The sequence below is a fragment of the Kitasatospora sp. NPDC098652 genome, assembly GCF_044760155.1.
Taxonomy (GTDB): domain Bacteria; phylum Actinomycetota; class Actinomycetes; order Streptomycetales; family Streptomycetaceae; genus Kitasatospora.
Genome location: NZ_JBIWAQ010000002.1, coordinates 536,495 through 558,619 on the forward strand (window position 1 = coordinate 536,495; position 22,125 = coordinate 558,619).

Consider the following 22,125-nt stretch of genomic DNA (forward strand, 5'->3'; position numbering starts at 1 on the left):
CCTTCTCCGGAGACGGTCGGTCAGATGGCGGTGTCCAGCGCGAGCTCCCGCCAGGTGTCGAGCTCCTTGGCGACGGTCTCGAGCTTGCTCTCGACCCGGGCGACGCAGTCCGCGCCGAGCGGCAGGCGCACCGGGGGCGCGTCCGAGGCGGCCACGGTGACGATCGCGCGGGCGGCCTTGACCGGGTCGCCGGGCTGCTGGTGGTTGTTGTCCACCGCCCACTCGCGGGTCTTGCCGACGGTCTGCGCGTAGTCGTCGATCGGGGTGGTGCTGTGCAGCGAGGAGCCGTCCAGGAAGTCGGTGCGGAAGACCCCGGGCTCGATGATCGTGACGTGGATGCCGAGCGGGGCGAGGTCGGCCCGCAGGGCCTCGCTGAGGCCCTCGACGGCGAACTTGGTGCTGTTGTAGATGCCCCAGCCCGAGCCGGCCGTGAAGCCGCCGACGGAGCTGATGTTGAGGATCCGGCCGGACCGCTCCCGGCGCATGTACGGCAGCACCGCCCGGGTGACGGCGAGCAGGCCGAACACGTTGATGTCGTAGACCGCGCGCGCCTCGGCGTCCGTGGCCTCCTCGACGGCGCCGAGCAGGCCGCGGCCGGCGTTGTTCACCAGGACGTCGATCCGGCCGAAGCGCTCGTACGCGGCCCGCGCGACCTCCTGGGCCTGCTGCTCGTCGGTCACGTCGAGCGGCAGGTACAGCACCTCGCCGCCGGCGTCGCCGAGCGCCGCGCGCACGACCTCCGTGTCGCGCGCCGTCGCGACGACCTGGTGACCGCTGGCCAGCGCCTCCCGGGCGATGTGCAGGCCGAGGCCACGGGAGCTGCCGGTGATCAGCCAAACGGACATGAACTTCCTCCAACTTTCGGTGTGTTGCGGCGGCCCTGCGGGCCGGGACCAGCGGGTGTGGTTCTCAGCTGCCGGTGTGCTGGGCGAGGAACGGGCCGAGCACCGCGGCGAACCCCGCGGGGTCCTCCGCCAGCGCGTTGTGGCCCGTGTCGATCTCCGCGTAGGCGGCACCGGGTATGCCCTCGCGCAGCAGCTGCTGCTGGTTCGCCCCGCAGACGCGGTCGTGCGCGCTGGCGAACACCAGCGCCGGCGCGGTGATGCGGCCGAGCAGCGGACGCAGGTCGACGGTGAGGCCGACCTCGAACTGGCGCGCGGTGCCGGGCTGGAAGTTGTCGGCGATCTGCCGGACGAGCTTCCCGTGCTCCGCCTCGTTGGTCGCCTCCCAGTAGCGGGGGCCGAGGGTGGCCAGCGGGAACATCTGCGGAACCAGCGCGGTGCCCAGCTCCGCGTCGGTGCGCAGCAGGTCGAGCGAGTAGCGGAAGTCGGCCGTCATCCGCTCGTCGGTGTACGCCCAGCCGGCGTGCGAGACGACCGAGCGCACCCGCTCGGGGTGCTCGGCCGCGAGGCGCAGCGCCACCACCCCGCCGAGGGAGTGGCCGGCGAGGTGGAAGGTGTCGAGGCCGGCGTGGTCGGCCACCGCCAGCACCTCCGCGACCAGGTCGCCCAGGGTCAGCGGCCCGCCGTGGTCGACCGTGTCACCGGAGCCGGACAGGTCCGGGGTGACGACGGTGAACTTCCCTTTCAGCTCCTCGACTTGCTGGGCCCAAGCGGCGCCGCGGGTTCCGGTGCCGTGCACCAGGACCAGAGCCGGACCGCTGCCTTCGATGCTGTACGCCACGTCGGCGTCGCCGCCGCTGATCCGTATCCCCGCACTCGGCATGTCTGGTGCCTCCTCAGGATTGGTCGACTACCGGACAAGATGGGACCATGAGTCGAGGTTGGATGCAAGTATCACTTTTAACTGAGAGCCAAGTACGAGAGCGATCTGGGCCACACCCGGAGCCGCCGCCCGACCGCCCGACGCCGGAGCGGTGCAGGTGGGGGGCACATTCGGTGGCCAGCGATGCAACTAGGCAGCGCGAGTTCAATCTTGACCTTGCATCAATGATTGAACGACTATCACTCCTGTAGCACCGATGCTTCGCTCGTACATGAAGGCAGGTACGCCCCATGGATCAGCCCGAGGTAGCGTCCGACCGCGCGATCGCCGTCATCGGCCTGGGATGCAGATTCCCCGGCGCCTCGAACCCCGACGAGTTCTGGGAGCACCTGATCGGCAATGCCGACAGCGTCACGGCGGTGCCCGGCGACCGGTACGACGCGACCGCCCACCACTCCCCCGACCCGGCCACCCCGGGCAAGTCCGTGTCGGCGAAGGGCGGGTTCATCGGCGACCCCTTCGCCTTCGACCCCGGCTTCTTCGGCATCTCGCCCGCCGAGGCCCGCACCATCGACCCCCAGCACCGCGTCCTGCTCCAGGTCGTCTGGGAGGCGCTGGAGGACGCCGGCCTCCGCCCCTCCACCCTGGCCGGCAGCCGGACCGGCGTCTTCGTCGGCCAGGCCACCGCCGAGTACGGCGACGAGCACCGGCCGCTGACCGAACAGGACATCTGGCGCACCGTCGGCAGCCAGCTGCGGTCGATGGCCTCCGGGCGCATCTCGTACGCGCTGGACCTGCGCGGCCCCAGCATCGTGCTGGACACCGCCTGCTCCTCCTCCCTGGTCGCGGTGCACATGGCCCGGCAGAGCCTGCTCACCGGGGAGAGCGACCTCGCCGTCGTCGGCGGCGTCAACATCGTCCTCTCCCCCCGGGACGCCATCGCCTACTCGCAGGCGGGCATGCTCTCGCCGGAGGGGCACTGCGCGTTCGGCGACGCCGACGCCGACGGGTTCGTGCGCAGTGACGGCGTCGGCGTGGTGCTGCTCAAGCGCCTCGCGGACGCCCGGCGCGACGGCGACCCGGTCCTGGCGGTACTGGCCGGCAGCGCCGTGAACAACGACGGACGCAGCAGCGGACTGCTGGTCAAGCCCTCCGTCCCGGGCCAGGCAGAGATGGTCCGGGAGGCCTGCCGCAGCGCCGGGATCTCCCCGGCCGACCTCGGCTACGTGGAGGCGCACGGCACCGGCACCGCCGTCGGCGACACGGTGGAACTGTCCGCGCTGGCGGCGGCGGCCGGCCGAGGCCGCGCCCCGGGCCGGCCACTGCGGACCGGCTCGGTGAAGTCCAACATCGGCCACGCCGAGGCGGCCGCCGGCATGGCGGGGCTGATCAAGACCGTCCTCATCGCCCACCACGGCGTCATCCCCGCCTCGCTCCACCTGGACAGTCCGCACCCGCTGATCGCCGCCCCGGACTCCCCGGTCCGCGTGGTCACCGAGAACGAGCCGCTCGGGGACGGCGAGTCCAGCTACCTCGGCGTCAGCTCCTTCGGCCTGTCGGGGACCAACGCCCATGTCGTGCTGAGCCCGTACCCCGCCGAGGCCGCCCCCGAGTCCACCGCATCGGGCACCTCGTCGGACGCCGCGACGGACGGGCGCCCCGAGCTGCTGGTGATCAGCGCCCGCTCGCAACGCTCCCTGGAACGGCTCGCGACCGCCTACGCCCGCCACCTGCGCCCCGGCGGCGCGGGCCACCGGGAGCCCCTGCGCGACATCTGCGCCGCGGCCGCGCTGCGCCGCGACCACCACCCGTACCGGATGTGGGCGATCGGCGACAGCCACGAGCAGCTCGCCGACCGGCTGGAGGCGCTGGCGGCCGGCCGGGAGATCGCCGACGGCGGACGCGGCGAGGCCGGCTTCGGCCCGCAGCGGCGGACGGTGTTCGTCCTCCCCGGGCAGGGCGCGCAGTGGGCGGGCATGGGGCGCCGGCTGCTGGCGGCCTTCCCCGCCTTCCGCGACCGGATGGCCGAGTGCGACACGGTGATCCGGGCCGAACTGGGCTGGTCCGTCGTCGACCTGCTGAACCGCGAGCAGGAGGAGTTCCCCACCGGGATCGACGTCGTCCAGCCGGCCCTGTGGGCGATGGAGGTCTCGCTGGCCGCCCTCTGGCAGGACCTCGGCGTCAGCCCCTCCGTGTGCGTCGGGCACAGCATGGGCGAGGCGGCCGCCGCCGTGATCACCGGCGCCCTGTCGGTGCGCGACGCCGCCGCCGTCATCTGCCGCCGCAGCCGGCTGATGGCCCGACTCGGCGGCCGGGGGCGGATGCTGGCCACCGACCTGTCCCCGGACGAGGCCGAGCTGGTCGCCGCCCGGTACCCCGACGCGCTGTGCGTCGCGGTGGAGAACTCACCGCGCTCCACCGTCCTCGCCGGGGATCCGGAGAGCCTCGCCCGGCTCGCCGAGGGCCTGACGGAGCGCGGCCGACTGGCCCGGTTCGTCAAGGTCGACGTGGCCTCCCACTCCCCCGACATGGACGCCCTGCGGCCCGAGCTGCTCGACGCCCTCACCGGCCTCGAACCGCGCGGGACGTCACTGCCGCTGCACTCCACCGTGCGCGCCGAGCCCGTCCCCGGGACGGACCTCGACGCCCGGTACTGGATGGACAACCTGCGGCGCCCGGTGCGGTTCGCCGGTGCCGTGGCGCAGTTGGCGAAGCAGGAGGAGAGCGTCTTCCTGGAGATCAGCCCGCACCCGCTGCTGACCTCGGCCGTGGAGGAGACTCTGGAGGCGCTCGGCGCCCCGGCCTTCACCGTCGCCTCGCTGCGCCGGAGGGAGCACGAGGGCGCCGAACTCGCCCGCGCGGCCGGCCGCCTGCACGCCGCGGGCGCCGGGATCGACTTCACCCGGTGGTTCCGGGGCACGGTCCGCCCCGTGCCGCTGCCCCGCTATCCCTGGGACGACGAGCACCTGCGGGTACCGGCCGCCCCTCCGGCCGCCACCGGCTTCACCTTTGAGCGGCCGCTGGACATCGAGGCGTTGGGGGCGTCGTTCCGCGGCACGGCCGTCGTACCGCCGATGGTGTACGTCGACGCCGTGCTGAGCGCGGCGCGGGCCGAACTCGGCGGGCAGCACCGCCTGGAGGACGTCACCCTGACCGGGGAACTGGTCGACCGCAGACAGGCTCTCGGCGCCTCCCTCCGGGTCAGGCTGCGCCCCGAGGGTGCCGACCACCTCGCGACCGTCCAGGTCGTCAGCCCCGGCTCGGGCAGCGAGCCGGCGCTGACCTGTCTGACGGCCCGGGTCACCGCCACCCCGCCCCGGGGCGGCGCCTCGCCCCGGAGCCTGGACGCGCTGCTGGCGCAGTGCGGCGAGTACCTGCCCGGGCCGGACTTCTACGACGAGGTCCGGGGGTACGGCTACGACGTCCCCGACGAACTCGCGGGCGTCCGACGGCTCTGGCGGCGGACGGGCCTCGCGGTGGCCCGGATGCACCTGCCGGCCCCCGGGCACCCCGCGGCCTGGGAGGTGCCGTTGCAGCCGCTGCTCGCCGTGCTGCCCCACGGCGGGCCGGACGGCGCGAGCCACAGCTACCTGGCCGTCGGCATCGACGCCGTGACGGTGCACGGTGACGCGACGGACCTGGCGAAGCCGGTGTGGAGCTCGGCCGTGCTCCGACCGGTGGCGGAGGGCACGGCGTCCGGTGACTCCGTCGTCCGCGCGGACGTCGTGCTCCACACGGACGACGGGGACCATGTGCTGGCGGAGCTGCACGGGGTCCAACTCCTGCGGCTGACCGGCCCGGTGGCGGCGGAGGCCGGACCCGTGCCCGCGGCCGCACCCGACGCCGCCGTATCCGCCGCCGCGCCCCCAGCGGCGCCCGAGGCCGTACCCGCACCCGCTCCCGCACAGGCCGGCGACCACGAGTCGGCCGTACTGACGCACGCCGCTGCGCTGCTCGGCACGACCCCCGAACGCCTCGACCGCCGACGGCCGTTGCGCGAGCTGGGCCTCGACTCCATCACGGCCGTCCGACTGCGGCAGCGCATCCGGACCGCGACGGGCATCGACCTGCCCGTGGGGCGCCTGCTCGGCCAGGAGACCATCGGCCGGCTCCTGGAATCGACTGAGGTTTAAACGAATACTACGCATCAAAGTTAACTTCTGGTATAACTCCGCAGAGGAGGACCGGGCCCGGCCGTACGGGCCGTGCAACAGATGGTTACAAGGTCCACTCCCTTGTCGCTGGAGAACGTATGCATACTGCTGACCCCCCTCTCGCGCCCGTTGTCATGGGCCGCCGCGAACGCAACAAGCAGCGGATGAGGGAACGAATCTTCTCCGCCGCCCTGAGCCTCTTCGCCGAGAAGGGCTTCGAGCAGACGAAGGTCGACGACATCACGGAGCGCGCCGACGTCGCGCGCGGCACGTTCTTCAACCACTTCCAGCACAAGGAAGAGCTCGTCACCACCTGGAGCAGCCAGCGCCAATCGAGATTCGAGGAGAAGATGCGGCAGAGGACGCCCTCGAACGACGACCTGTGCGTCGCCCTCGGACGGTGCATGACGGCACTCGTCGAGATCAACGAGGAGGAGGAGCCGGAGTTCAACCGGGTCATGCTCACCTCGTGGGTCCGGGCGGGCCTGCCGATCACCGAACCGCCGCGTACGGCCGAGGTGTTCGCCAACGTGATCCGGGCCGGACTGGCGGAGGGCCGGATCCGGCCCGGCGTCGACCCCATGCAGGTGGGGTACCTGCTGCGGGACGCCTACCTGGGCGCGCTGTTCCGGTGGTGCCGCGGCGACTTGAAGGGCGACGGCCTGGCCGCGGAGCTGCAGCGCATCGTGGACTTCCTGCTGCCCAGCATCGTCGACGACAGCCCCGTCGCCGGGAGCCGGAAGTAGCCGTCGCGGCCGACCCCCCTCGTGCCCGGACCCACGCACGAACTCGAAGGCGCCGCCCGATCACCGGGCGGCGCCTTCGAGTTCGGCGGCGCAGCTGTGACGGATCGTCAGTGCGACGCGCCCGCACCGCCCTTGGCCACGTCCCGGATGAGGCAGGTCAGACGCGAGGTGCAGACCCGCCGGCCCTGCTCGTCGGTGATGACGACCTCGTAGGTCGCCGTGGTGCGGCCGCGGTGGACCGGGGTCGCGGTGCCCGTGACCGTCCCCTCGCGCATCCCCCGGTGGTGGGTGCAGCTCAGCTCCACGCCGACCGCGACCCGCTCGGGACCGGCGTGGAGGGTCGCGCCGATCGAGCCCACGTGCTCCGCCAGGACGGCCGAGGCGCCGCCGTGCAGCAGTCCGTACGGCTGGGTGTTGCCCTCGACCGGCATGGTCGCCACGACCCGGTCGGCGGTGGCCTCGACGAGCACGATGCCCATGCGGTTGCCGAGGTGCCCGGAGGCGAACATCGCCTCCAGGTCGACGCCGCCGTCGGCGAAACGGCTGAGGACCTCAGGCGGGATCGCCACGGTACGCGGCATGGTCTGCGTCTGGGTCTGCTCACCCATGGGTGCGGCTCCGATCGGCGATGGGGTCGAGAAAGGATCGCTCGTACGGACTGTAGTTTGCCCCAGCTGTCCATCGCCGCACTGTGATTGACGTCTCCCCGTCAGAAAGTGCGCGACGCCGCGACCCTGACCCACATGAACATGAACCTGGCATGTGACTCTAAACTTAAATCCTAGTATAAGTTATGCAAGGGCTGACCCAGCCCTCCACGGGCTCGTTCGGACGCCGCGCCGGTGACCGGGGAGCTCCCACCCCGTGGAGCAGGACCTCAGGACCTGACACCCTCACCACAGGAGTACGCATGGCCGACGAAGCCGCCGTCGCACTTGTTCCGACGGGCCGCCGGGAGCGCAACAAGCAGCGGATGAGGGAACGTATCTTCTCGGCCGCCCTGAGCCTCTTCGCCGAGAAGGGGTTCGAGCAGACCACGATCGACGACATCACGGAACGCGCCGACGTCGCCCGGGGCACCTTCTTCAACCACTTCCAGCACAAGGAAGAGCTCATCACCACCTGGAGCAACCGGCGCAGAGAGCTGCTGGAGGAGAAGCTCCAGCAGGAGGCGCTCGCCGAGGTCGACGTGAGCAGAGCCCTCGGACGGTGCATGACGGCGCTCGTCGACATCAACGACGAGGAGTCGGCGGAACTCAACCAGGTCATGCTGATGTGCTGGGTCCGGGCGGGCCTGCCGATCACCGAACACCCCTACACCGCCGAGATGTTCGCGGACGTGATCCGGACCGGCATCGCGAAGGGCCAGATCCGCACCGGCACCGATCCCCTCCAGGTCGGCCACCTCCTCCGCGACGCCTACCTCGGCGCCCTGTTCCGGCTGCGCCGGAACGACCTCAAGGACCTGGACCTGCGGCTGGAACTCCAGCGCGTCCTGGACATGGTCCTCCCCAGCATCCTCAGCGCCGGCCCGCACTGATCCCTCAACCGGCGGGCTGCGGGTCGGCCTCCTCGACCGGGGCCTGCGCCCGCGCCGCCGGATCGGGCTCGATGCGGCGCGACCACGGCAGCGAGGCCAGACCGGCCAGCCCCAGCAGCGCGGCCCCGCCCCACAGCGGGGCCCGCAGGCCCTCGCCGATCTGCGCGAGCGCGTTCGGCCGCGGCTCCCCCGAGGCGGCGCCGGCCGCTACGGCGGGCTCGACGTGGACGGGGCAGGAGAGACAAGCGCCGTGAGCCCACCATCCGAGATGGTGTCCGCACTCACTTGATCACCTCCAGCGGCCATGTTCTCCTGTCCGGGACCTCCGGGAACCACCTGGCACGGTCGCCGTGTTCTTCACTTTGGGGGAGGGGGAGCCGATGAGGCATGCCAGCTACGGGGCGGACGCGGATGAGGTCCGGCACCTGCACACGCTCGGTCCGAGCGGCACCAATCTGGAAGCCGCGTCCCACGAATGGCTGCGCCGACGGGGAGTCCAGGGGACGGTGGAGCTGCACTCCTCCATCGAGTCCGCGCTCGACGCCGTGCCGGACGACGGCCGGCACGCACTGGTCGCCTGCGCTGTCTATCCAGCGCTGCACACCCTGGTGTTCGGGAACCTGCACCGCCTGCACATGGTCGACAGCTTCATCATGCCGACGCACAACATGGTGCTCGCCACCAACGGGGTCGACGTGCCCGCCACGGTCGCCTCGCACCCGGCGCCGACGGGTCTCGTGCCCGTCGGCACGGAGATCCGGGAGGTCCTGAGCAACTCCCGGGCTGCCATCGAGTGCGCCGAGGGCCGCGTCGAGGGCTGCATCACCACCATCGTCGCGGCCGAGGACCACGGGCTGCGAGTGGTACGGGACTTCGGCGCCGTGCCCATGGTCTTCACCGTCCATCAGGTTCTGGCGGTCGGCGCGGAGGAGGAGCGGCTGCTCCCGGTGGGAGCGGCCCGGTGACCACCGCGACCGCTCCCGTTTCCGCGGCCCTGCTCGCCGACGCCGACGAACTGGCCGGGTCCCTGATCCCGCGGGTCGACCGCTTCCGGGCGCGTCAGGCGGACGACGGTACCGTCCCCGGCGCGACCGAGGATGACCGTGCGCTGCTCGGCCGCATCCGCGACGAGGCGTGCGCCTGGTACGCGCGGCGCGGACAGGACGACCAGGCGGCCGCACTGGCCGCCGACGTCGACGGCTGGCTCGCGGCCGGCCTCGACACCCGGCCGCACTTCGCACGCTCCCGGGACGCCCTGCGCGTGCCCGAGGACGGTTCGGCCGTCTTCTTCCTCGCACCGCTGCAGAGCACCAACAGCGCGCCGCCCGTGGGCAAGCGACTGGACTGCTTCTTCGCGCTGCGCAAGGAACCGGCCGCGCTGCCGGAGCTGGCCGAGTCGTACCCGCATCCCAAGAACAACTGCCAGTCGCTCGTCCTGATCACCGGCAGCGCGGGTTTCCGGCAGGGCAACTGCCTGGTGTTCTTCCCGGAGAACGTGGCCGCTCACGACAAGATCACCGAGCAGCCGTACGCCATGTTCTTCTACAACAAGATGCGGAAGATCCACGAGACCTACGCGCTCCGCGGTGCGGAGGCCGTGCTGACTCCGGAATCCCTGCCCCGCGCGTCCACGGGCCTGGACGCCGACGTGTGCTTCGAGGCCCGCGCCATCTGGGGCTACCTGCACGACTCGATGCACTACCAGGGGCTCTGGCCGTTCGACCAGCACATCTCGCTGAAGATGAACTGGTTCGTCGGCCTGCTGGAGGAGATCAAGGTCGACGCCAGGACCGTCCTGGCCTGCGCGGACAGCGGTGTGGTGCCCTTCGCGGCGGAACAGGTCGACATGATCCTGCTGGAGCGGGTCTTCCGCTACCCGCAGGCGGACGACGCCACCCGCAACTTCGACTCGGGCACCGGGGTCTTCCTCTACTCCTGGCTGCGCGAGCACGGTGCGCTGGCCGGCTCCCCGGGCGATGGCGGACTGCTGCACTTCGACCGGGCAAAGGCCCTCGACGCGCTGCGGCGGTTCGTCGCCACGGTCGAGGAGTTGGAGGCCGAGGTCACGACCGACGACGAGTACCGCTCGGCGGCCAAGGAACTGGTCCGCAGGTACCTCCCCGCTCCCGAGCCCGCCGCCGAAGGTGCGGCACGGCAGCGGTACGCCTTCACCGAGGACCAGCGGGTCCTGCTGCGCGCCAAGCAGGGGCTGGACCGGATGCCCGCGTTGGAGTTCGAGCGGGCGGAGTGGTGAGCGGCGCACCCCTGCGCCCCCGCCGGGGCGGACACCTCGTGGTGCCCGCCCTCTCGGCACTGATGATCGCCCTGCTGGCCGCCGGCTGGCTGCTCGCCGGGCGTCTGGTCGACGGCGTTCCCCCGCTGGCGGTGGCGGCCGGGCGGACCGCGGCCAGCTTCGTGGTCATCACCGTCATCGCGCTGCTGCGCCCGCGGTCGCGGCCCGACGTCCGGGCCGCGACCGCCCGCGGCGGAAGTGTCGTGCTCCTGGCCTTCCTCGGCTTCTTCGCGTACTACGCCGGAACGCTGCTCGGGACCGGCTTCATCGGTGCCTCCCGGGTCGGCCTGATCGTCTCCCTGCTGCCCTGCATCACCTTCGTGATCGGAGTCGCGGCCTTCCGCGAGCCCTCCACGCCCCGCAAGGTCCTGGGCACGGTGCTGGCCGTGGTCGCGGCCTGCGGGTACGCCCTGGCCGACGGCTCCGCGGCCGGCGGCGCGGGTTCCGGGACCGGCGGCGGCGCCCTGGCGGGCGGGGGGCTGCTGGCACTCGGCGGCACCTTCACGTACGCGGTGTACGGCTACGTCTACCGGCGGCGCATGGCGGACCTGACCCCGGTCGCGGCCCTGCCCGCCGTCACCGGAGCGGGCACGGTCATGCTGGGGCTGACGGTCGTCCTGTTCGTCCCGCTCGGCGGCGTCTCCCCGGCCGACTGGGGCGGCATCGCGGTCCTCGGCGCGGTCCTCACCGCCCCGGTCTTCCTCATCTCGCACGAACTCATCCTGCGCAAGGGGCCGTTGTTCACCTCCGCGCTCGCGCTCGTGGTGCCGTTCCTGGTGCGGCTGGGGGAATGGACCCTGGGCCGGGAGGCCGCGCCCGCACCGCTCGTGCTCCTGCTGCTCCTGCTGTGCGGGGGCGGTGTGTGGCTCACCATCGGCGGTGCCCGCCCCGCCGGGCCCGCCGCGGTCGAGGCGGCTTCGGACGAAGAGCACACCAGGACGGGAGCCGGAGCTCACACCCGGCAAGGAACACCGTGACGACAGAGGACCTCGTGATGACAACGGACAGCCCCAAGCCCACCCTCGTGCTGGTCTACCAGCGCACCTCGCTCCCCTGGGTCTTCGAGAGCGCAGAACGAGCCGGGATCGACCTCGTGCTGGTCCCCCGGCCCGACGAAGCGGTGTCCGAGGACCGGTTGCCGCCCGCCGTGGTCGACGTCCTGCGGCTGGACGTCGAAGCCGACCGAGCCGGCGCACTGGACGCCCTGCGGCACCGGTACGAGACGAACGCCTTCCAGGGGATCGTCACCCTCTACGACCCCGCCGTCCCGTTCGTCGCCGAGGCCGCCGAGCTGCTCGGACTTCCCGGGATCGGCCGCGACGTGGCGCTCGGCGCACAGGACAAGCGCGTCATGAGGGAGCGTCTGGCCGCCGCGAGCCTCAACGTGCCGGGTTTCGTCCGGGTGGATGACCCGGCCGACTGGGAGAAGGCCGCGAGCCTGGACTTCCCCGTCGTGGTGAAGCCGGCACACGGCTTCTCCAGCCTCGGCGTCACCAAGGCGGAGTCCCCACAGGACCTGAGGAGCGTCGTGGACGAGGTGTGGCAGACCTCGGCGAACAAGCTCGGCCGCACGGACGGTCTGGTGGTCGAGGAGTACCTGGACGGCCCCGAGTTCGCCGTCGAGTCCCTCGCCCACGGCGGTGACGTGCGGGTCCTGGCCATCGGCTACAAGGGCGACCCTCAGGGGCCGCACTTCGAGGAGGGCGTCTACCGTGCACCGGCCGTCCTGTCCGAGGCCGTGCAGGAGGACATCCGGCGCGAGGTGGTCGCCGCGCACCGAGCTCTCGGCATCACGGACGGGCCCACCCACACGGAACTGCGCCTGCGCGGTGGCGTGACGCCGTACCTGCTGGAGATGGGAGCCCGGATCGGGGGCTCCGGGGTGTCCCACTACATCGCCTCCGGGGTGACCGGTGTCGACTTCGCCGCGCAGGCACTGCGGATCGCCGCCGGCACCGCCACCGAATCCCTGGGCTCCGGCCCGCTGCCGACGCCCGTGGCGGCCGCGGCCAACTACATCGTCCCCTGCGGCGGTTCCGGACGGATCACCGCGGTCCACGGCCTGGCCGAACTGCGCGACGACCCCAGGGTCGACCACGTCGTGCAGATGCTCTTCCCGGGAGACGTCGTGCGGCCCTACCCGGACTTCACCGGCTACCCGGCGTTCGTACTGTCGCGGCACGCGAACACCGCCGAGGCCGAGGAGTTCCACAGCTTCCTGGAACAGTCCATCCGCATCGACTACACGGACGACACCCACCAGGAGGGGCAGGCGTGACCAGCGTTCCGTTCGACGACCGTGACGGCGTGATCTGGCTGGACGGAGCGTTCGTGCCGTGGCGCGACGCCCACCTGCACGTGCTCTCCCACGGCCTGCACTACGGCGGCGGCATCTTCGAGGGCATCCGGGTGTACGACGGGCGGCCGTTCAAGTCCGTCGAGCACTTCGAGCGCCTCCACACCTCGGCCCGGGAACTGAACTTCCGCATCCCCTTCGGCCCCGCGGAACTGGACGCCGCCATGCGGGAGACCATCCGGCGCCAGGGAATCACCGACGGGTACGTCAGGCCCGTGGCCTGGCGGGGCAGCGAGCAGATCAGCGTGTCCGGGGCGGGAACCTCCGTCCACGTCGCGATCGCCGCGTGGGAGTGGCCGCACGTGTTCTCCGGCGACGCGCACAGCCACGGCATCCGGCTGCGCACCTCCCGGTGGCGGCGTCCTTCCCCCGACACCGCGCCGGTACGGGCGAAAGCCGCATCGCTGTACAACATCTGCACCCTCGCCCGCGACGAGGCGGAGGCGGCCGGCTGCCACGACGCCCTCCTGCTGGACTTCCGCGGGTACCTGGCGGAGGCCACCGGCGCCAACCTCTTCCTGGTGATCGACGGAGCCCTGCACACGCCGACCGCGGACACCTTCCTCAACGGCATCACCCGGCAGACGGTCCTGGCCCTCGCCCGGGACCTGGGGATCTCTGTCCACGAAAGGCACATCCTGCCCGAGGAACTGCAACGCGCCGAGGAGGTCTTTCTCACCGGCACGGCCTACGAAGTGCAGCCGGTGCGTGACGTGGACGGTCATTCCTTCGAGATCGGAGCCGTCACCACGATTCTGTCCAAGGCATACACCGGTCTGACACGTTCCGTCACGGTGCGGTAGCCCACGAGCACGCCGGCAGACCTGAGGTGACGCAAGGTCGAAGGCTCCGCGGTCAACCGGGTTTCCCACTCCCGCCCGAGCGGGCAACCGGATCTGCAAGACTGGAGCGCGTGTCCAGCGCTCCGCAGCCCCAGCCGTTCGCCTACCTCCAGGCTCCGAACGCGGTCCTGTACGGCCAGGTCCTGGCCGTCTTCGCCCAGGCGAAGGAGCGGTTCATCGTCCATCTGCGGCCGGAGGACGTCGCCGCCGAGCTCCGTCGGGACGCGGCGGCGGACGCGTCTTCGGCAGTCGCGTCGATCGAGGCGGTCGGTGGCGCGCTGGAGCAGCTGGTCGGTTGGGGGAACCTCCGCGCGGACGCCGACACCGGCCGGGTGACCTCGGTCGAGGACTTCCACCGGGCCCGTTACCTCTACCAGTTGACCCAGCACGGCCAGGCCGCCCTGCGGGCACTCGCCGTGTACGAGCAGGCGCTGGGCCGGCGCGGCCAGCTGCAGTCGGTCGCGCTGGCGGACATCGCCGAGCAGTTGGGGTCGCTGCTCGTCCTGGCGGGGCAGCCTGATCCCGATCCGGGGAAGGCACATCTGCTGCTGCTCCAGATCGCGGAGCGGTTCGGCAGTCTCGCGGACAACGCCCAGGCGTTCATGGCCTCGCTGCGTCGCACCATCGACTTCCAGGACGGTGACGAGGCGGCGTTCATCGCGTACAAGGACCGTCTCGTCGAGTACATCGAGCGGTTCATCGCCGATCTGGCGAATCGCGGCGCGCAGATCGCGAACCTGCTCACCCGGCTGAACGCGGCCGGGGTGGAGCGGCTGCTGCTGGCCGCGGCGCAGCGCGAAGCCGGAGATGCCCTGCCGGACGCCGTACCGGGGGCGGACGTGGACGGTCGGCAGGCGGAGCAGGCCCGCGCGGCGGCGACGAGTGCCGCGCTGACCGCCTGGGAGAACCGCTGGCGGGGCCTCACCGACTGGTTCCTCAGCCGCTCCAGCCGGCAGCCCTCCCAGGCGAAGCTGCTGCGCGGCGCGGCGGTCAGCGCGATCACCGCGCTGGTCAACACGGTGGCCGCGCTGAACGAGCGGCGCGGCGGGCGCTCGGACCGGTCGGCCGACTTCCGGGCGCTGGCCCGGTTCTTCGCGCAGGCCCCGGACGACGACGCCGCGCACCGGCTCTGGCGGGCGGCCTTCGCCCTCACCCCGGCCCGGCACCTGACGGTGGACACCGCCACCGAGGCGGCCTGGCAGCAGGCCGATCTCCCGGCCAACACACCCTGGGCGCAGGCCCCGCCGCTGGAGATCAGCCCCCGGCTGCGCGAGACCGGTTCGTACGAGCGGCGCGGCATGCCCAACCGGGTCGCCGACCGTGCGGCGGCGCGGCAGGCGCTGGCCGAGCAGGTCGAGCTGGAGGCCGCCCAGACCGCCGCCGCCCGGGCCCGGCTGGCCACCGACGGCCCGGTCCGGCTCTCCGAGCTGGCCGGCCCGCAGGGCCTCGACCCGCACGCCTTCCGGCTGTTCCTCGCGGTCCTCGGCGATGCGCTCTCGGCCCGGGTGCCGGGCGAGACCGACGCCTCGGCGATCACCGGCGACGGCACGATGGAGGTCCGGCTGAAGCTGGTGGACGCCGACACCGTGGTGCGGATCCCGACGGCGGACGGTGTGCTGCACGGGCCCGAGCACATCATCGAGATCATCGATCTGGCGCCCGCCGGGAGCGCGGCATGACCGACCCCACCGACCTCCAGGCCGAGCGCCGCCGGGCCGCCCGCGCGCTGCTGGCATCGCCGCTGATGACCAGTGGCAACGACGACTTCCGGTTGGTGCGCAAGCACGCCGGCGAGCTGGCGGCCTGGTTCACCCAGGAGACCGGCTGGCGGCTGGTGGTCGACACCGAGACCGCGCGGCTGTACAAGACACCGGCCCGCCTGGACGACGCGACCCGGCCCGCCCGCACCCCGCGCACCAAGGTGCCGTTCACCCGCCGCCGTTACGTGGTGCTCTGCCTGGCACTGGCGACGCTGGAGCGGGCGGACGCGCAGATCACCCTCGGCCGGCTGGCCGACGGCGTGCTGACGGCGGCGGGCGACCCGGAACTGGCCGCTGCCGGGATCGAGTTCCGGATGGACCGCCGGGAGGAGCGTTCCGATCTGGTGGCCGCCGTCCGGCTGCTGCTGGAATGGGGAGTGCTGCACCGCGTGGCGGGCGACGAGGAGGCGTACCTGTCGGAGGCGTCCAACGACGTGCTCTACGACGTTCGCCGCCGCGTCCTGGCCACGCTCCTCGCCGCGACCCGGGGCCCGTCCACCGTCGAGGCCGTCACTCCGGACCACCGTCTCGCCGCGCTCACCGCCGAGGTCGCGCCGGACACCGACGAGCTGCGGCTGCGCGCGCTGCGCCACCGGCTGACCCGCAGACTGCTGGACGATCCGGTGGTGTACTACGCGGAGCTGCCCGAGGACGAGCGGGCCTACCTGGTCTCCCAGCGCCACGCGATCACCCGTCGGATCACCGAACTCACCGGCTTGGTCGCGGAGCTGCGCACCGAGGGGATCGCCATGGCAGACCCGGACGACGAGCTCACCGACGTCCGGATGCCCGAGCAGGGCACCGACGGCCATGCCACCCTGCTGGTCGCCGCCCACCTCGCCACCGCCGCCGACTCCCGCACCGAGCAGCAACTCGTCGACCTGGTGCGGCAGTTGGCGGTGCAGCACCGGTCGTACTGGCGCAGGACCGCCGCCGAGCCCGCAGCCGCGGCCGAGTTGCTCGCCCAGGCACTGGACCGGCTGACCGCCCTCGACCTCATCACCCGCGACGGCGAATCGGTCACGGCCAAACCCGCGCTGGTCCGATACGCCCTGGCTGCCCCGACCATCCGAAAGGCCCGCTCCCGCTCATGAGCCTGCCGCAGCCGATGCCCCTGCCCACCAGGAACCGCTGGCAGCCACTGCGCGCGGGGCTCGTCGACATCTTCCACTACGACGCCGAGGAGTTCCGCTTCCACGACGGACGGTTGCTGCTGCGCGGCAACAACGGTACCGGCAAGTCGAAGGTGCTCGCCCTCACCCTGCCCTTCCTGCTCGACGGTGAACTCGCCGCCCACCGCGTCGAACCGGACGGCGACCGCGCCAAGCGCATGGAGTGGAACCTGCTGCTCGGCGGAAAGCACCCGAACGACGAACGCACCGGCTACACCTGGCTGGAGTTCGGCCGGATCGACGAGGACGGCCGACCGCAGTACCGGACCATCGGCTGCGGCCTGAAGGCGGTCAAGGGCCGCGGCATCGCCAAGCACTGGTTCTTCACCACCAGCCTGCGCATCGGCCCCGATCTGCCACTGCTCTCCGCCACCCGCGTCCCGTTCACCCGGGAGCGGCTGCGCGATGCACTCCAGGGCCACGGCCTCGTCCACGACACCGCCGCCGAGTACCGCCGCGCCGTCGACGAGCAGCTCTTCGGTCTGGGCCAGGGCCGCTACGAGGCCCTGGTCAACCTGCTGATCCAGCTGCGCCAGCCGCAGCTGTCGAAGAAGCCGGACGAGAAGCTGCTCTCCAAGGCTCTCACCGAGGCCCTGCCGCCACTGGATCCGGCCCTGGTCGGCGAGGTCGCCGAGGCGTTCCGCGGCCTGGACGAGGAGCGGCACGCCCTGGAAGCGCTGGCCGAGGCGTCCGGCGCCGCCACCAACTTCCTGACCCACTACCGCCGTTACGCGCAGATCGCCGCCAAGCGGCAGGCCGGCGTGCTGCGCGTCGCCCACAGCCGTTACGAGCACCTCGGCCGCGACCTCGGCGAGGCCGAGACCGAACACGCCTCCGCCGAAGAACAGTTGACCCAGGCCGAAGCCCGTCTGGAAGCGCTGGAGGACAGCCGGGCAGCCCTGGCCGCCACCCGCGACGCCCTGAGCCGCAGCCCGGAGATGGACGCCGCCCGCGAGCTGGAACAGGCCGGCCGGACCGCCGAAGCGTTGCGCGCCGTCGCCGACGACCGCGCCGACGCCTGCCGCACCGCCCGCCGTCTGGCCGACGACTGGCAGCGCCGCGCCGCCGGCGCGCAAGCCCAGCACGACACCGACCAGGCCGCCCTCGCCGCGGCCGACTCGGCCGCCGGGCAGGCCGCCGAGGTCGCCGGCATCGAACACAGGGCCGTGGCCGCGACTCTGGAACAGGACCGCGCCCCTTTCCCGGAGACCCGCCGGGCGGGCGAGCGCGCCGTCGAACGCCGCCGCCAGGCCGTCACCGGCCTCACCACGCTGCTCGCCGCCGCCGAGCGGGCCCACGGGCAGGTGCGCGCCGCGCAGACCGAGGCCGCCCGCCGCGCCGCCGACCTGGAGGCCGCCCGCGAACGTGCCGCCGAGGCGGCACAGGCGGTCACCGAACAGGGCACGGACCTCCTCGCAGCCTGGCGGACCTGGGCCGCCGGTACGGTCGAGCTCCGCCTCCCCGACCCCGACCACGCCCTCGCGGCCCTCGAAGCCTGGACGGACACCCTCGCCGGCCCCAACCCGGCAGCCGCGGCCGCCGCTCACGCCCACGGCGCCGCCGTGGGCGCCCTCACCCGCCAGGAGGCGGAGCTCGACGCCGAACAGGCCGCCACCCGGCGCCAACTCGCCGCCGTGGACGAGGAGATCACCCGCCTGGAGTCCGGCGGGCACGACGCCCCGCCACCGGCCCACACCCGTGACCCGCGGGCCCGCGCCGACCGACCCGGAGCGCCGCTGTGGCGGGCGGTCGACTTCGCCGGGACCGTACCGGCCGAGGAGCGGGCCGGGATCGAGGCCGCGCTGGAGGCCGCCGGGCTGCTCGACGCCTGGCTCACCCCGGACGGCTCCCTGCTCGACGCGGACGACGCCGTCCTGCTGTCCGCCGGCCCGTCCGCCCCCGGCGCCGGCCTCTCCTCCCTGCTGCGCCCGGCCGTCGACCGGGCCGACCCGCTGGCCGCCGCCCTCGCGGACACCGCGGTCCACGCCGCCCTGGGTGCGATCGGCCTCGGCGCGACCGGCCCTGACGCGACCGGCCCTGACGCGGAGGGCGATCACCACACCTGGGTGGCCGCCGACGGCCGCTACCGGATCGGCGCGCTGACCGGCCGCTGGACCAAGCCCGCCGCCCACTACATCGGCGAGGGCGCCCGCGAAGCCGCCCGCCGCGCCCGGCTCACCGAACTCGCCGCACAGCGTGACGAGTTCACCGACCACCTCACCACGTTGGACCGGCAGCGCGGCACGCTCCGGGCGCGCGCCGCCACACTGGCGACCGAACAGCGGAACGCACCCGCCGACCACGCGCTGCGCGAGGCGCATGCCCGCCACAGCCACGAGGCCGAGGCGGTACGCCGCATGGTGAACCGGCTCGACGAAGCGACCCAGGAAGCCACCGCCCGACAGCAGGACGCGGCCCGCACCGACCAGGAGGCCGCCGACTACGCCCGGGACACCGACCTGCCCGCCGACCGCGAGCAACTCGACCACGTACGCGACGCCGTCTCCGGCTACACCGCCGCCCTCGCCGCGCTGCTCCCGGCCGCCACCGCCCGGGCCCGGTCCGCCGCCCTCGCCGCCGAGGCGGAGGCGGAGGCCGAGACCGCCGCCGGCGCGCTCGCCCAGGCCGAGGACGCCGAGACCGGCGCCCGCCGGACGGCCGACGCGGCCACCGAGCGCCACCGCGTGCTGGCCGAGACCGTCGGCGCGAGCGTCGAGGAACTGTTCCGGCGGCTGGCCGACACCGACGTCGCCATCGCCGCACGGGACGCCGAGGAGAAGACCACCCGGCGCGCCCGGGACGCCGCCATGACCGCCCGTGCCCGGGCCGAGGGCCGGCGCAGCGAGATCCGCGCCCGGATCGAGGAGGCCGCCGCCGAACGCGACCGCGCCGTGACCGCCCTGCGCTCCTTCGCCGCCACCGGCCTGCTCGCTGCCGCACTGCCCGGGGTCGCCACCGCCGTCCCAGCACTCGACGAGTCCTGGGCGCCGACTCCGGCCGTGGCACTGGCCCGCACCATCAACCAGGACCTCGACGGCACTGACGACTCCGACCGCCGCTGGGAGCTGATCCAGCAACGGATCTCCACCGAGCACAAGGTGCTCACCGACGCCCTCGGCCGCCACGGCCACTCGGTGGGCATGACCCTGCACGACGGCATCATCATCGTCGACGTGGTCTTCCAGGGCCGCACCCACGACGTCCCCGCCCTCGCCGACTCACTGCGCGAGGAGGTCGGGCAACGCGGCCTTCTGCTCTCCGCCAAGGAACGCGAACTACTGGAGAACCACCTGGTCGGCGAGGTCGCCGGAGCACTCCAGGAGCTGATCGCCGGCGCCGAGGAACAGGTGGCGGCGATGAACCAGGACCTGGCGGCCCGCCCCACCTCGACCGGCATGACCCTGCGCCTTGAGTGGCAGCCCGCCAAGGACGCGCCGGCCGGCCTCGAAGCCGTCCGCACCCGACTGCTGCGCCAGTCCTCGGACGCCTGGACACCTGCCGACCGCGCACAGGTCGGCGCGTTCCTCCAGGCCCGGATCGCCCAGGACCGCGAGGACCACCCCGCCGACTCCTGGGCCGACCAACTCACCCGCGCCCTGGACTACCGCGGCTGGCACGCCTTCACCATCCAGCGCCGCCAGGACGGCCAGTGGAAGCCCGCCACCGGTCCCGCGTCCGGCGGCGAACGGGTGCTCGCCGCCTCCGTCCCGCTGTTCGCGGCCGCCTCCTCCCACTACTCCTCCGGCCATCCGCACGCCCCGCGCCTGATCGCACTCGACGAGGCGTTCGCGGGAGTGGACGACGACTCCCGGGCCAAGTGCCTCGGACTGCTGGCCTCCTTCGACCTCGACGTCGTCATGACCAGCGAACGCGAGTGGGCCTGCTACCCCACCGTGCCCGGAATCGGCATCGCCCAGCTGAGCCGCCGCGAGGGGATCGACGCCGTCCTCGTCACCCCCTGGCGATGGGACGGCACCGCACGCACCCGCGAGCAGCGGCCGGTCCCGCACATCCCCGGCCCACCCGCGCCGAAGGCCGCCGACGACCGCGCGCAGCCGTCCCTCCTCGACGACCCGACGGAGTAGCCGGTGACCGGACCTGTGACCGACCTTCCGAGGCTGCGCCGCCTGCTCGGCGGCCCCGAGACCGCCTGGCTGGTCGACCGGGTCCGCGAGCGGCTGTCGACCGGGCGTGCCCTGGACACCCCGGTCGCGCTCAGAACCGCGACCGGGGAGCAGCGCCGCGCGATCGAGCTCCTGCTGGGCCGCCGTCTGCGCTCCGGCACCTCACTGACCGTTCCCCTGGCCGAGCTCGACCGGGTGCTGCGCGAGTCCCTGGCCTGCCCGGACGGCCTCGCGGCGGCGGTCGTGGCACTGGCCGGCCCGGTCCCCGACCGGCGGGCCGAGGACGCCCGTCTCGCAGTGGCGTGGCAGCAGGCCCGGGCCGTACTCGACCACCCGACCGTCATGGAACGGCCCGAACTCGCTTCCTGGCGAGCCAGGGTGGAGTCGACCGGCCTGCTCAAGCGGCTCTCCGGAGGCGATCCGGCGGCAGCCCACCGGCTGGCCGCCGACGCGGTCCAGGTGCTCTCCCACCTCCCGGCCGACGGCCTCACCCTCCCCGCCTTCTCCGCCCGAACCCTCGGCGACGCCCACGCACTGGACGAAGGCCGCCCGCTCGCCACCCTCGTCCACTCCGCCGTCCGGGCACTCGCCGGGCCGCCCGCCGACGCGATGTCAGGCGCTGCGGGCCGCCGCACCGCCTGGGCCGCCGTGGGAGTGGCGCTGGACGAACTCTCCTCCCGCGTCCTGACCCTCGGCCTGCCCGGCTCGACCGACAGCACCACCGGGCACATCCTCGCCGCCGCCCGCGAAGGCGGCGAACCCTGCGTACTGACACTCCGCCAGCTGACCAGGCGACCGCCTCACCTCGGCCTCGCAGATCGCCCCGTCCACGTCTGCGAGAACCCCGCGGTCCTCGCCGCCGCCGCCGACGACCTGGGCCCGGACTGCCCGCCACTGATCTGCGTCGAGGGCAACCTCTCCGCCGCCGCCCGCACCCTGCTCACCCAACTCGCCGACCAGGGCTGCCGGATCGCCTACCACGGCGACTTCGACTGGGGCGGCATCCGCATCGCCACCGGCATCCTCCGCCTGCCCGGCGCAGCCCCCTGGAGCTACGACGCCCCCTCCTACCTCGCCGCCGTCGACCGCGGCCTCGGCACCCCCCTCACCACCGGCACTCCGGGCCCCACCCCCTGGGACCCGGCACTCGCCCCCGCCCTCTCCGAGCACGCCACCCGCATCGAGGAGGAGCACCTGCTCGACCACCTCCTCGCCGACCTCCGCCGACACGCCGTACGGGCCTGAGTCTGTTCTGCCGTACCGGAGGTGTCCGTCAGTGACCTCCTTGTCGTCGATCACCGGGGAGTTCCTCGGCACCGAACGCGGTGAGGTCAACGTGACCGACGGGCAGAACCCGGCATGAGCGTCGCCGCCCCGGTCGCCGGGCCGATGGAGATCACACCGGCCGAGCTG

15 protein-coding genes are annotated in these 22,125 nt (G+C 73.1%); 12 read left to right on the top strand and 3 right to left on the bottom strand.

From position 1 onward, the window contains the following. Window positions 1-20: 20 nt before the first annotated feature. Window positions 21-845, bottom strand: a complete 825-nt coding sequence (locus ACIQWA_RS06305; protein WP_360237786.1) for an oxidoreductase — start codon at window positions 843-845, stop codon at window positions 21-23. A gap of 64 nt (window positions 846-909) precedes the next feature. Beyond that, a complete protein-coding gene (locus ACIQWA_RS06310) occupies window positions 910-1,725 on the bottom strand; it encodes an alpha/beta fold hydrolase (RefSeq protein ID WP_402478813.1) in 816 nt (271 codons plus the stop codon). A gap of 290 nt (window positions 1,726-2,015) precedes the next feature. On the opposite strand from ACIQWA_RS06310, the gene ACIQWA_RS06315 reads away from it, so the two are divergent. Together ACIQWA_RS06315 and ACIQWA_RS06320 are read left to right on the top strand one after the other, a co-directional pair. Next, window positions 2,016-5,858, top strand: a complete 3,843-nt coding sequence (locus ACIQWA_RS06315) for a type I polyketide synthase (protein ID WP_402478816.1) — start codon at window positions 2,016-2,018, stop codon at window positions 5,856-5,858. A 185-nt stretch (window positions 5,859-6,043) separates the two neighbouring features. Beyond that, window positions 6,044-6,625: a TetR/AcrR family transcriptional regulator gene (locus ACIQWA_RS06320; protein WP_360237792.1), complete on the top strand. Its 582-nt coding sequence runs from the start codon at window positions 6,044-6,046 to the stop codon at window positions 6,623-6,625. A gap of 107 nt (window positions 6,626-6,732) precedes the next feature. Here the strand turns inward: ACIQWA_RS06320 and ACIQWA_RS06325 are convergent, their stop codons facing one another. Beyond that, a complete protein-coding gene (locus tag ACIQWA_RS06325) occupies window positions 6,733-7,233 on the bottom strand; it encodes a PaaI family thioesterase (RefSeq protein WP_402478818.1) in 501 nt (166 codons plus the stop codon). 302 nt (window positions 7,234-7,535) lie between these two features. Here ACIQWA_RS06325 and ACIQWA_RS06330 point away from each other — a divergent pair, with 302 nt between their 5' ends. The 10 genes from ACIQWA_RS06330 (at window position 7,536) to ACIQWA_RS06375 (ending at window position 21,957) form a co-directional block, all read left to right on the top strand. After that, a complete protein-coding gene (locus ACIQWA_RS06330; protein WP_360237796.1) occupies window positions 7,536-8,165 on the top strand; it encodes a TetR/AcrR family transcriptional regulator in 630 nt (209 codons plus the stop codon). Window positions 8,166-8,545: 380 nt separating this feature from the next. Beyond that, complete coding sequence (locus tag ACIQWA_RS06335; protein WP_402478822.1) at window positions 8,546-9,130, top strand: bacilysin biosynthesis protein BacA; 585 nt, start codon at window positions 8,546-8,548, stop codon at window positions 9,128-9,130. After that, on the top strand, window positions 9,127-10,419 hold the full coding sequence (locus ACIQWA_RS06340; RefSeq protein WP_402478825.1) for a DUF6421 family protein: 1,293 nt from the start codon (window positions 9,127-9,129) through the stop codon (window positions 10,417-10,419). Before ACIQWA_RS06335 ends, ACIQWA_RS06340 begins: the two co-directional genes overlap by 4 nt. Next, window positions 10,416-11,435, top strand: coding sequence for a DMT family transporter (locus tag ACIQWA_RS06345; protein ID WP_402478828.1), 1,020 nt, complete (start codon window positions 10,416-10,418; stop codon window positions 11,433-11,435). The genes ACIQWA_RS06340 and ACIQWA_RS06345 overlap by 4 nt, the downstream gene beginning before the upstream one ends. Window positions 11,436-11,452: 17 nt before the next feature. Next, on the top strand, window positions 11,453-12,736 hold the full coding sequence (locus ACIQWA_RS06350; RefSeq protein ID WP_402478830.1) for an ATP-grasp domain-containing protein: 1,284 nt from the start codon (window positions 11,453-11,455) through the stop codon (window positions 12,734-12,736). Then, window positions 12,733-13,617, top strand: a complete 885-nt coding sequence (locus ACIQWA_RS06355) for a branched-chain amino acid aminotransferase (protein WP_402478832.1) — start codon at window positions 12,733-12,735, stop codon at window positions 13,615-13,617. Before ACIQWA_RS06350 ends, ACIQWA_RS06355 begins: the two co-directional genes overlap by 4 nt. A 110-nt stretch (window positions 13,618-13,727) precedes the next feature. Continuing rightward, window positions 13,728-15,335: a TIGR02677 family protein gene (locus ACIQWA_RS06360; RefSeq protein WP_402478835.1), complete on the top strand. Its 1,608-nt coding sequence runs from the start codon at window positions 13,728-13,730 to the stop codon at window positions 15,333-15,335. Then, window positions 15,332-16,510 carry a TIGR02678 family protein gene (locus ACIQWA_RS06365; protein ID WP_402478838.1) on the top strand — a complete coding sequence of 393 codons (1,179 nt, stop codon included), beginning with the start codon at window positions 15,332-15,334 and terminating at the stop codon, window positions 16,508-16,510. The genes ACIQWA_RS06360 and ACIQWA_RS06365 overlap by 4 nt, the downstream gene beginning before the upstream one ends. Beyond that, window positions 16,507-20,673: a TIGR02680 family protein gene (locus ACIQWA_RS06370; protein WP_402478840.1), complete on the top strand. Its 4,167-nt coding sequence runs from the start codon at window positions 16,507-16,509 to the stop codon at window positions 20,671-20,673. The genes ACIQWA_RS06365 and ACIQWA_RS06370 overlap by 4 nt, the downstream gene beginning before the upstream one ends. Before the next feature lie 3 nt (window positions 20,674-20,676). Continuing rightward, complete coding sequence (locus tag ACIQWA_RS06375; protein WP_402478843.1) at window positions 20,677-21,957, top strand: TIGR02679 family protein; 1,281 nt, start codon at window positions 20,677-20,679, stop codon at window positions 21,955-21,957. Window positions 21,958-22,125: the final 168 nt, after the last annotated feature.

What these genes read in the sequence shown, in the direction of transcription:
- ACIQWA_RS06325 (WP_402478818.1), bottom strand. Translation starts at nt 7,233, where the DNA reads ATGGGTGAGCAGACCCAGACGCAGACCATGCCGCGTACCGTGGCGATC.
- ACIQWA_RS06335 (WP_402478822.1), top strand. Translation starts at nt 8,546, where the DNA reads ATGAGGCATGCCAGCTACGGGGCGGACGCGGATGAGGTCCGGCACCTG.
- ACIQWA_RS06330 (WP_360237796.1), top strand. Translation starts at nt 7,536, where the DNA reads ATGGCCGACGAAGCCGCCGTCGCACTTGTTCCGACGGGCCGCCGGGAG.
- ACIQWA_RS06365 (WP_402478838.1), top strand. Translation starts at nt 15,332, where the DNA reads ATGACCGACCCCACCGACCTCCAGGCCGAGCGCCGCCGGGCCGCCCGC.
- ACIQWA_RS06305 (WP_360237786.1), bottom strand. Translation starts at nt 845, where the DNA reads ATGTCCGTTTGGCTGATCACCGGCAGCTCCCGTGGCCTCGGCCTGCAC.
- ACIQWA_RS06315 (WP_402478816.1), top strand. Translation starts at nt 2,016, where the DNA reads ATGGATCAGCCCGAGGTAGCGTCCGACCGCGCGATCGCCGTCATCGGC.
- ACIQWA_RS06320 (WP_360237792.1), top strand. Translation starts at nt 6,044, where the DNA reads ATGAGGGAACGAATCTTCTCCGCCGCCCTGAGCCTCTTCGCCGAGAAG.
- ACIQWA_RS06370 (WP_402478840.1), top strand. Translation starts at nt 16,507, where the DNA reads ATGAGCCTGCCGCAGCCGATGCCCCTGCCCACCAGGAACCGCTGGCAG.
- ACIQWA_RS06310 (WP_402478813.1), bottom strand. Translation starts at nt 1,725, where the DNA reads ATGCCGAGTGCGGGGATACGGATCAGCGGCGGCGACGCCGACGTGGCG.
- ACIQWA_RS06350 (WP_402478830.1), top strand. Translation starts at nt 11,453, where the DNA reads ATGACAACGGACAGCCCCAAGCCCACCCTCGTGCTGGTCTACCAGCGC.